This is a genomic window from Yoonia sp. (assembly GCF_046498525.1).
In the GTDB taxonomy this organism is placed as follows: Bacteria; Pseudomonadota; Alphaproteobacteria; order Rhodobacterales; family Rhodobacteraceae; genus Yoonia.
In genome coordinates this window covers 1-9,894 of sequence record NZ_JAWOAN010000044.1, presented here as the reverse complement: position 1 = coordinate 9,894, position 9,894 = coordinate 1, and the positions used below count along the sequence as shown (strand labels likewise).

The 9,894-nt window shown below is 58.7% G+C and carries 9 protein-coding genes and 1 pseudogene; 4 read left to right on the top strand and 6 right to left on the bottom strand.

All coding sequences use genetic code 11. The features are described from left to right. Positions 1–24 precede the first annotated feature (24 nt). From R6T97_RS03095 to R6T97_RS03075, 5 genes are all read right to left on the bottom strand, one after another. Positions 25–1,089: an acetate/propionate family kinase gene (locus R6T97_RS03095; protein WP_410347844.1), complete on the bottom strand. Its 1,065-nt coding sequence runs from the start codon at positions 1,087–1,089 to the stop codon at positions 25–27. Further along, positions 1,086–2,021 (bottom strand): phosphate acyltransferase, encoded by a 936-nt coding sequence (locus R6T97_RS03090; RefSeq protein WP_410347843.1) that lies wholly within the window; start codon positions 2,019–2,021, stop codon positions 1,086–1,088. The genes R6T97_RS03095 and R6T97_RS03090 overlap by 4 nt, the downstream gene beginning before the upstream one ends. A 1-nt stretch (position 2,022) precedes the next feature. After that, positions 2,023–2,775, bottom strand: a complete 753-nt coding sequence (locus R6T97_RS03085; protein WP_410347845.1) for a sulfite exporter TauE/SafE family protein — start codon at positions 2,773–2,775, stop codon at positions 2,023–2,025. Next, positions 2,772–4,544, bottom strand: coding sequence for a sulfoacetaldehyde acetyltransferase (xsc, locus tag R6T97_RS03080; protein WP_410347842.1), 1,773 nt, complete (start codon positions 4,542–4,544; stop codon positions 2,772–2,774). Before xsc ends, R6T97_RS03085 begins: the two co-directional genes overlap by 4 nt. 160 nt (positions 4,545–4,704) lie before the next feature. Further along, positions 4,705–6,165: a PLP-dependent aminotransferase family protein gene (locus R6T97_RS03075; protein ID WP_410347841.1), complete on the bottom strand. Its 1,461-nt coding sequence runs from the start codon at positions 6,163–6,165 to the stop codon at positions 4,705–4,707. A gap of 157 nt (positions 6,166–6,322) precedes the next feature. Here R6T97_RS03075 and R6T97_RS03070 point away from each other — a divergent pair, with 157 nt between their 5' ends. Further along, the gene (locus tag R6T97_RS03070) at positions 6,323–6,460 is read left to right on the top strand and encodes a hypothetical protein (protein WP_410347840.1); all 138 of its coding nucleotides are present in this window, start codon (positions 6,323–6,325) and stop codon (positions 6,458–6,460) included. Here R6T97_RS03070 and R6T97_RS03065 read toward each other — a convergent pair. Beyond that, positions 6,457–7,839, bottom strand: a complete 1,383-nt coding sequence (locus R6T97_RS03065) for an aspartate aminotransferase family protein (RefSeq protein WP_410347839.1) — start codon at positions 7,837–7,839, stop codon at positions 6,457–6,459. The genes R6T97_RS03070 and R6T97_RS03065 overlap by 4 nt on opposite strands. Positions 7,840–8,315: 476 nt before the next feature. On the opposite strand from R6T97_RS03065, the pseudogene R6T97_RS03060 reads away from it, so the two are divergent. The 3 genes and pseudogenes from R6T97_RS03060 to R6T97_RS03050 form a co-directional block, all read left to right on the top strand. Next, positions 8,316–8,570 (top strand): annotated as a pseudogene (locus tag R6T97_RS03060) (glycine betaine ABC transporter substrate-binding protein); the annotation flags it as partial. After that, entirely contained in the window at positions 8,470–8,958 is a 489-nt protein-coding gene (locus R6T97_RS03055) for a sugar nucleotide-binding protein (RefSeq protein WP_410347838.1), read from the top strand. The pseudogene R6T97_RS03060 and the gene R6T97_RS03055, both read left to right, overlap by 101 nt. Positions 8,959–9,007: 49 nt before the next feature. Next, positions 9,008–9,894: MFS transporter (locus tag R6T97_RS03050; protein ID WP_410347837.1), on the top strand; the 887-nt coding region annotated here is incomplete at its 3' end.

The following is a 9,894-nucleotide window of genomic DNA, read 5'->3' as shown; positions in this document are numbered from 1 at the left end:
GGCAGTCAGCAGGGTTTCGAACATTCAGCGGCCTTCCGCGATCAGGGCAAAGGCATCCCGGGCAATTTGTTTTTCTTCGTCTGCCGCCATGACATGCACCGGCACATCGCCAAAAAATGATAGCAATTCCATGATCCGTTCGCGTATCGGCGCTGCATTCTCTCCAATCCCGCCGGTGAAGGCGACGGCATCAAGCCCACCCATCGCCACGACAGCGGAACCGGCATGACGTGCGGCCCAGTAGCAGAAATGTTCCACCGCGAATTTGGCGGCGTCGTCCTCGCGCTCCAGCAGCGTCTTCATGTTGTTGTCACCCGCGAGCGCCTGCAGACCGGAGTTCTTGTTGAGCATCCTGTCAGTGTCGTCCTCGCCCAGCGATTTGGAAATCCGCAGAACCGCTGCGCCGTCGATATCACCTGAACGCGTGCCCATCGTCAGGCCGGACAACGGGGAATACCCCATCGACGTCGCGATTGATTTGCCATTGCGGATGGCGCAAAGGCTGGCCCCGTTTCCAAGGTGGAACGCAAGCAGATGCGCGGGCAGTGCATCGCCAAAGTCCGCGACCAAATTGGCATAGGACAGCCCGTGGAAACCGTAGCGCCGGATGCCTGCATCATGATGCACCTGAGGGATGGCATAGCGCGTTGCGACCTCGGGGTTGGTGGCATGAAAGGCAGTGCCGAAACTGCAATACTGCGGCAACTCTGGGGCCAACTGCTGAAGCGCATAGACGCCTGCAAGGTTGTTTGGATTGTGCAGCGGCGCTAGCGGGATGACGCTTTCTATTGTGGCGATCACCGGTGGGCGCAGCCTTGCCGGTTGGGTCAAGACAGCGCCGCCGTGGACAATGCGGTGCGCCGCCGCCGCAAAGGACGCGAGTGGAAATCCGGCTTCGGCCAACCCGCCTAGCATCAGCTCCAGCGCATGGGCATGATCACGGGCCGCGACCTGTGACGTTGCCCCGCCCAGTCTCAGCTCACCCACGGTGCCAAGATTCGTCACACGGCCAGAAATGATAGAGATCAACCCTTCATCGAACACCTCGATTTTCAACGAGGAAGAGCCAGCGTTCAGAACTAGGATCACTTTGGCAACCCGCAGCTGATGGCGGCAAGGGCCGCAGATGCGATCCGCGCTGCCGGTGGATCGGCACGCGATGTTAACAGGATCGGCACTTTCGCGCCGGTCACGACACCAGCGGCACAGCCGCCGGTCAGGTAGACAAATGCTTTGAACAGCGCATTGCCCGAGACGATGTCAGGGACGATGATTGCGTCGGCCCGACCCGCGACCGGATCATCGGTCAGTCGCTTTGTCGCGGCGGCCTCGGGTGATATGATCAGATCAAACGCGAGCGGGCCTGACACATCGACACCCTCCAGTTCAGCGCGCGCCCAATCGGCAAGCTCCTTGCCTTCCATGGAGGAGGGAACAGATGGAATGGCGCTCTCGGTCGCGGAGAGGATCGCGATCTTGGGGCGGTCATTGCCCAGTTTGTTCAGCAGCTTCTTGACCTCGACAATGGCAGACTGCCGCGTTGCCAGATCGGGGGCCACGTTCACGGCGGCATCCGAAATCAGGATCGGCTTGCCGCCGTCAGGATGTGAAATATGAAAGATATGCACGAACCGCTGACCTGTGCGCAGGCCTGCATCGCGGGATACGGCGGATTTCATGAACACATCGGTGTGCAACTGCCCCTTCATCAGGACATCCGCCTCATCTGCGCCGCAAAGGGCCGCCGCGGTTCGCCCGGCTTCTTCCTCGCCCGTGGTGTCGTGCAGCGCATAGCCAGAGATATCCCAGTTCAGCTTTTCGGCTTCAGCGCGGATCATGTCTGCCTCGCCCACGAACACCGGCACCATGAGACCTGCCTTGGTCGCATCTTTGGCTGCTTCCATCGGCAAAGGCGATCCGGCGCGGGCGATAGCGACGCGGGGGGCGCCAAAGGTCTGAGCGCGGGCGATCAGATCGGCGGGCGCTTGCGCTTCACGGGTGGAGAGAAACGGAGATGTCATCTTACATCCTTATAAGTACGCGGAGCAGACCCAGAACGGAGAGTGCCAAAAGCAGCATCACCGCAAATCGCCTGAATGTCGAAGGGGAAGCGGACAGAAACTTCCGGCTGCCCAGCCAAATGCCCAACCCGAGGATCGGAAAGGCCATTGCCACGGCGACAGCCGTGTCCCATGTTACCAGGCCGCCCGCCCAAAGCAGAGGCAGCGTGATCAGGTCGAGTCCGGTGAGATACACAATCATGGTCGCACGAAATATCGCCGCTTCCATCGGTTGTGCCGACATGAACGCGGCAACAGGCAAGCCCCCGATGCCTGCGCTGTTGCAGATGCCCGAAAGGATGCCGACACCGCCATGGCCCAGAGGCCCGATGCGCGTCTTGAGTGTCCAGCCGGTCAAAAGCATCAGCGACATCACCAAAATGATCGTGGAAATCGTGATACGGGCTGTCTCCTCGCCCACAGACAGCATCACGCTCACCGAGAATGGCAGTGCAATGGCCGCGCCCAAGAGCAGCCACGAAATGCGGCGCCAGTCCACATGACTGCGGATGCTGCGGGCCTGAAAGGTTGTCATCAACACTTCGCATGCAAAGACCACCGGTATCAGAGGAAGCGGGTTTGTCACCAAGGCCGCAAAAGCGATAAAAATCGCAGAGAACCCGAAACCCGAATAGCCCCGGACGTAGGCGGCCCCAAGCAATGCAATTGCAAGGGCCGCCGCTGTGCCGGGGCCAAGATCGAATGGCAAGCTTATTCGGCTGCCATGTCGGAGGCAGAGATGCCGGCCACTTCGACAGGCTTCTTCATTGCGTCACGGCGGAACGGCTCGCCCAGTTCCTGGTTGAGGATGACCTCGATCAGCGTGGTTGTGTCGTTTTCCATCTGATCCTTGATCGCTTCGTTCAATGCCGCTGTCAGTTCGTCCATCGTGTGAACTTGAACACCTTTCAGGCCACACGCGTTGGCAATGCCTGCATAGGACACTTTCATGTCCAGTTCCGTGCCGACAAAGTTGTCGTCGAACCAGAGGGTAGAGTTCCGCTTTTCAGCACCCCACTGGTAATTACGGAAGACGATCTGTGTGATGGCCGGCCACTCTTCACGGCCAATCGCTGTCAGTTCGTTTACAGAGATGCCGAATGCGCCGTCACCTGCAAAACCGATTACAGGCACATCCCTCTGGCCGATCTTTGCACCGATGATCGCAGGCAGACCGTAGCCGCATGGCCCAAAGAGGCCGGGCGCCAGATACTTGCGACCAGTCGGGAAGCTCGGGTAGGCATTACCGATCGCGCAGTTGTTGCCGATATCAGAAGAAATAATCGCATCTTCCGGCATCGCCGCCTGAATGGCGCGCCATGCCTGACGGGGTGACATCCAGTCAGGGCGGGCGGCGCGCGCACGCTCGTTCCATGTGGTGCCCGGATCGTCCTGCTCGTGGTCAAGCGAGGTCAGTTCCTGTGCCCATGCGGATTTGGTCTGTGCGATCATGTTCTTGCGTTCGGCGCGGCCTGCGTCGCCTGCGTCATCGGACAGCTGTGCCGCGATGCCGTTTGCGACTTTGGCTGCGTCGCCGACGATCCCGATTGTGACTTTCTTGGTCAGACCAATGCGGTCGGGATTGATGTCGACCTGAATGATCTTTGCGTCGGTGGGCCAGTAATCAATGCCGTATCCGGGCAGGGTCGAGAACGGGTTCAAGCGTGTTCCGAGTGCCAGAACGACGTCAGCTTTGCTGATCAGCTCCATGCCTGCCTTGGACCCATTATAACCCAGAGGACCAGCGAAAAGCGGGTGGTTGCCGGGGAAGGCATCGTTGTGCTGGTAGCCGACGCAGACAGGGGCGTCGAGCTTCTCTGCCAACAGGCGGGAGGCTTCGATGCCGCCTGTCGCCAGAACAACGCCGGCACCGTTCAGGATGACCGGGAATTTCGCGGTGGACAGTAGCTCGGCCGCCTTTGCGATGGAATCAGACCCGCCGGGGGACACTTCAAACTCAATCGGCTCGGGGATTTCGATGTCGACGACCTGCGTCCAGAAATCACGTGGAATGTTGATTTGCGCAGGGCCGGACAGACGCTTTGCTTTTGCAATGACACGTGCCAGCACTTCGCAAATACGGGTCGGGTCGCGGACTTCTTCCTGATAGGCAACACAGTCTTTGAACAGGTTCATCTGTTCCATTTCCTGAAAACCACCCTGACCGATTGTCTTGTTGGCCGCCTGTGGCGTGACCAGCAGGCAAGGTGTGTGGTTCCAGTAAGCGGTCTTTACAGAGGTCACGAAGTTCGTGATGCCGGGGCCGTTTTGTGCGATCATCATCGACATTTCGCCGGTTGCGCGGGTGTAGCCATCGGCCATCATGCCTGCGGTCATTTCATGGGCGCAGTCCCAGAATGTGATGCCCGCTTTGGGGAAGATGTCAGAGATTGGCATCATGGCAGAGCCGATGATTCCGAAAGCGTGGCGAATGCCGTGCGCTTGCAGCGTTTTGACGAATGCTTCTTCAGTGGTCATCTTCATGGCGGTGGGTCCTTCCCTAAAATTCCATGGAAAACAGGGGGGCAGAATCCCCTCTTTTCGCTGCGGTGAGATTATGTTCTGCACCGTTCTGACGTTAGGTCCAATTTGCCTCCGTCCCTAATGCCAGAGTAAACTTTTTTGAGACCGGTAGTCTCAAAAACTAGTTACTTTGGATCGCCTCGGCAATCAAGTGAATTCCCTCTGGAATGCGTGAGGAGGGGATCGACGAGTAAGCCAGACGCAAGAATTCCTGTGGTGGGGTCTCGCTCGCGAAGAAGGGTGCGCCGGGTTCGACAAGCACACTTTTTGCACGCAGTTTCTCGGCAAGTTCCGTTGTGTTGGTTCCCGGTGGTGCCTTCAGCCAGACGGAAGAGCCACCATAGGTGCCTTGTCCGGCAATGGTCAGCCCATGCTCATTCAGGGCATCCACCATCACTTGCCTGCGCTCATGGTAGGTTTTGCTCATGCGGCGAACTAGGGCATCGTAATGGCCCAAGGACAGGTAATAGCTGACCGTGCGCTGGATATGTCCGGGCGGATGGCGCAGAACGGTGGCGCGCAGGGCGCGGGCCTCGCGGATGAACGGCGCAGGGCCGACAAGGTAGCCAAGGCGCAGGCCCGGAAACAATGATTTCGAGAATGAACCGACGTAAATGACGCGCCCGTTTTTATCGAGCGATTTCAGCGATGGAGAGGGTGCCTTGAGAAAGGACATCTCGAATTCGTAATCGTCCTCGACAATCACAAAATCTTCTGCCTCGGCCTTGTCCAACAGCGCTTGGCGGCGTTCCAGCGACATTGTCGCTGCGGTGGGGCATTGGTGGCTCGGGGTGGTAAAGACCACATCGGTCTGGTCGGGCAGGTCCTGCGGCGGAAGCCCGTCCTCATCCACCGGAACGACGCTGAGTTGACAGCGCGATTGCGTCAGTATCGTGCGCAGTGCCGGATAACAGGGGTCTTCGATCGCCGCGCGGCGCCGGCTGTTGAGGAGCACCTGTGCGGACAGCCAAAGCGCGTTCTGCGCGCCCATGGTGATCAAGATTTCGTCAGGGTTCGCAAGGATGCCGCGGCGGGGCAGGGTTTGCCGTGCGATAAAGTCAACCAGTTGCGGATCATCTCCGTCAAAGTAGTCCGACGTCAGCGCGCTGAAATCCCGCATGCCAAGCGCGCGTAGGGCACAAAGCCGCCAGTTGGCGCTGTCGAACAGCGTCTTGTCGGTTTGACCATAGATAAATTGATACCGGTAATCGGCCCAGTCTGCTGGCTTGTCGAGGCTCAGGCCGGGGGTGAAGCGCTGCCCGATCGTACGCGCCCAATCGACTGTGCCCGTATGAAAGCGCTGGGCGGGAAATGCGGGTGGTTCCGGGGCGTTGTCGGAAACAAAATAACCGGACCGTCCGCGCGATGTCAGATAGTCATCCGCGACCAGCTCGGTATAGGCCAGCGTCACCGTGATCCTGCTGACGCCCAAATGTGTGGCCATCTTGCGAGAAGAGGGTAGCCGTTCACCGGGGCGGAACCGCCCGGCAAGGATGCCCTGCGCGACCATTTGTTGAATGCGTGCCTGCAGCGTGCCTTCGGCAGAGGGATCAAGAAAGAATGTTTCGACAGAAATCGACATGGTCTGGCCTTAGTTAGGCGTTCAGGCTGGACCTAAGTTCGACAAACTGCAAGCCACGCCGGTTTGCGGCGTGACGAATTTTTGTTGAATCGCTCAAAATCTGCGACGGAAAAACCGACCTGACCCGTCTCAAGATCATCCCATTCGGACATTGTTCATGAAACTGCTGCAAATCGCGTTTATCGCCGTGCTCGGCACAATGTGCCTTGCGACCGTTGCCACGTCCAAGACGCTGCATCCGCCTCAAGAAGAATTGGTGCAGGAATTTGCGGTCCCTGCACCATCTACAATCTAACCCAATACGCGGGTGATAGCCTCGTCGACCGCAGCTGTCACCTGATCCAGATCGTCAGCGGTCGCGATCAGTGATGGCGCAAACAACAATGTGTTGTTGTATCCGGGCAAGGAGCGGTTCGTTGCACCGATGATGATGCCCTGCGCCATGCAATCGGCCACAATGGCGCCGACATGTTTTTCATCGACAGGTTCCTTGGTGTCGCGGTCTTTCACAAGTTCCGCACCTGCGAAAAGGCCCATGCCGCGCACGTCGCCGATCCATTTGTGCTTTTCCATCAACCCATGCAAATTGCCTTGAAGGTGCTCGCCCATGGCAACGGAATTCCCGCGCAGGTCTTCTTCCTCGATGATTTTCATGTTCTCGATCGCTGCTGCCGGACCACCGGTGCAACCGCCAAAGGTCGAGATATCGCGGAAGTACCCAAGGTGATCCGTGTCATCCTTGAACATGTCAAAAACGCGGTTCGTGGTGACACAGCATGAAATCGCCGCATAGCCGGAAGCCACGCCTTTCGCCATCGTCACGATGTCGGGCTGGACGCCGAACTGCTGATAACCGAACCATGTACCGGTGCGGCCGATGCCGCAGACAACCTCGTCGATGTGCAGCAGGATATCGTATTTGCGGCAGATTTCCTGCACACGTTCCCAATAGCCTTTGGGTGGCACGATGATACCGCCGCCTGCGGTGATCGGTTCAAGGCAAAGCGCGCCGATGGTGTCGGCACCTTCGGCAAGGATCACATCCTCGATCGCCTGCGCAGCCTTTGCGCCATATTCTTCACCAACGGACCCATCCTGCGAGCGGTATTCGAGGCAGTGCGGCACGCGGACAAAACCGGGTGTAAAAGGTCCGTACTGGGCGTTGCGCTCGTCCTGACCACCTGCTGACATCGTCGCGATGGTCGAGCCGTGATAGTCACGCTCGCGGTAAAGGATCTTCTGTTTCTTGCCTCCATAATGCTTGTGGCTGATCTGGCGGACCATCTTGAAGGCTTTCTCGTTCGCTTCCGATCCGGAGTTGGCATAATAGACGCGGTCAAGTCCGGGCATCTTGTCGATCAGCATTTCGGCAAATTGGGCGCCGGGGATCGTGCCGGCGGAGCCGCCGAAAAAGCACATCTTGGTGACGGCGTCAGAGATCGCCTTGCCGATGCGCTCGCGGCCATAGCCCACGTTCACTGTCCAGACACCGCCTGACACGGCGTCGATGTGCTCTTTGCCCCTGATGTCCCAAAGCCGCAGGCCTTTGCCTTCGACGATGATTCGGGGATCTATCGTCTCGTAGGGCTTGTGCTGGCTCAGGTGGTGCCAGACATGTGCCCGGTCTGCTTCGATCACGTTGTCGGGGTCGTTTGCGAATGTCTGCGTATCCATGTCCATTGCTCCGATAATGAATAGAGAAGCGGCGGCGCGAATCCGTCCGTAGATCGCCCACAACTTCAACATTGTGCCAATAGCTTGAGCATTCTCAATAGGGCCAGTTTGATCGCTTAGATAGCGCCAAACGGAACCAAACTTGTGGTCCAGTAGAAGGCGAAAGTAACGTAACGTACTGAATAAATATCTGAAAAGTTCAATCGCTTGGCGTGCTTGCTGCAAATTCAGGCCGGTAAAACGCGAAATCGAAGATTGACGTCAGGCGCTGAATTTCTTTCGCTCTGCCCAGACTTGCCTCTTTTCCAAGCAGCCAAAGGGGGCAAGGCCGATCAGGCGTTCAAACTGCGCCAAATAACCAGTTGTCTATGTCGAGGCTTGGAACAACAGCTTTTTCATGTTCAGCTATAAATGCAAGGCGGGCAAACCGCCATAAAGTGCCCTTAAGCCAAGGGCCGCAACACGGGAGATAAACGATGACTATCAAGAACGCACTTATGGGCGCTGCTGCTGGTGTCGCACTGATGACAGGTGCCACACAGGCTTTTGCCGCCGGACACGAAGAAATCACCGTTGCGTATTTCCTCGAATGGCCGATGCCGTTCCAGTACGCCAAGGTGAACGGTACGTATGACGAGGAAATGGGCGTCACTGTCAACTGGGTCAGCTTCGACACCGGCACCGCCATGTCCGCCGCCATGGCCTCAGGCGACGTGCAGATCGCCGTCAGCCATCGCTCCGGAAGGGAGAAACTTCCCCCACCGCATCATCGAGCTGGCCGACGAGCTCGGAGAACTCCGCGTGGTCACCGACGAGGTGGGGAATCCCACTTTCGCCCCGGATCTGGCACAGGCTCTGGCCCAGCTCATCGAGACCGACGCCTACGGCGTCTACCATCTCACCAACGCGGGCTACGCTTCCCGTCTCGATCTTGCTCGGGAAATCCTTCGCATCTCCGGGCGGGAGGATGTGCCCATTGAGGCGATCACCCTGGACGCTTTCGACCGGGATTCGACCCCGCCCCGCTTCGCGCCCCTGGCAAACACGGCTGCCGCTGCCCTGGGGATCCGGCTGCGACCATGGCAGGAGGCCCTTCAGGCATTCCTGGCCTCTACCTAGAACCCACTCAGACCGTCATGGCCCTTGATATCGCGGTAGGGGGTACATCATGTATGGCGACAAAGAAACCGGCACCGAGACACCTCAGCCCGAGAAGCTCTCTTTCCAAGAGAAGCTGACCTACGGCCTCGGAGATGTCGCACACTCCGCCGGGCCGGGGACCATCGTCCCCTTCTGGTATCTATTCTTTCTCACCGACATCGCTCGGTTGAAGCCTGGCCTGGCCGGACTGACGATTCTGATCGGGGGGATCTGGGACGCGATCAACGACCCCCTGGTAGGATTGTGGTCCGACCGCACGCGCACCCGATGGGGGCGCCGGCGCCCTTTCCTGCTCTTTGGGGCTCTGCCCTACGGGGTGACCTTCGCCCTGATGTGGTGGGTGCCGCCGATCGAGGACCAGTTGCTGAAAGCGCTCTACTTCGCCCTGATCTACATCCTCTTTGACACCGCCGTTACCATCGTCAGCTGTCCTTACTACGCTCTGACACCGGAGCTGACACTCGACCACGACGAGCGAACCTCCCTCACCTCGTACCGGATGTTTATCTCCATCATCGCCGGGCTCATCACCGCAATCGGTTTCTCTCTGGTGCTCGACGCAGCGCCGGATGAGCGGACCGCCTTCTGGGTCATGGGGCTCTTGTCCAGCGCGGTTTTCGTCACCACGATTCTCGTCGCTTTCTTCGGCACCCGTGAGCGGGCCGGCTTCCAGGCCGAGGCGCCCGCCCGTCCACTGGAGAGCCTGCGCTTCGTGCTCCGCAACCGTGACTGGCGCTACACCGTCGGCATGCGCATCTTAAGCTGGATTCCCGTCGACGTAGCGTCGGCCGTCTTTGCCTACTTCTTGATCTACTGGATCGGGATGCAGACCACGGAAGCTTCGCTGGTGCAGGCGGTCCTGCTGGGCAGCGCGGCCTTAACCATGCCCTTGAT

Coding starts and splice junctions, on each gene's coding strand:
- R6T97_RS03090 (WP_410347843.1), bottom strand. CDS start 2,021: ATGACATCTCCGTTTCTCTCCACCCGTGAAGCGCAAGCGCCCGCCGAT.
- xsc (WP_410347842.1), bottom strand. CDS start 4,544: ATGAAGATGACCACTGAAGAAGCATTCGTCAAAACGCTGCAAGCGCAC.
- R6T97_RS03075 (WP_410347841.1), bottom strand. CDS start 6,165: ATGTCGATTTCTGTCGAAACATTCTTTCTTGATCCCTCTGCCGAAGGC.
- R6T97_RS03070 (WP_410347840.1), top strand. CDS start 6,323: ATGAAACTGCTGCAAATCGCGTTTATCGCCGTGCTCGGCACAATGTGC.
- R6T97_RS03065 (WP_410347839.1), bottom strand. CDS start 7,839: ATGGATACGCAGACATTCGCAAACGACCCCGACAACGTGATCGAAGCA.
- R6T97_RS03055 (WP_410347838.1), top strand. CDS start 8,470: ATGACGAGGAAATGGGCGTCACTGTCAACTGGGTCAGCTTCGACACCG.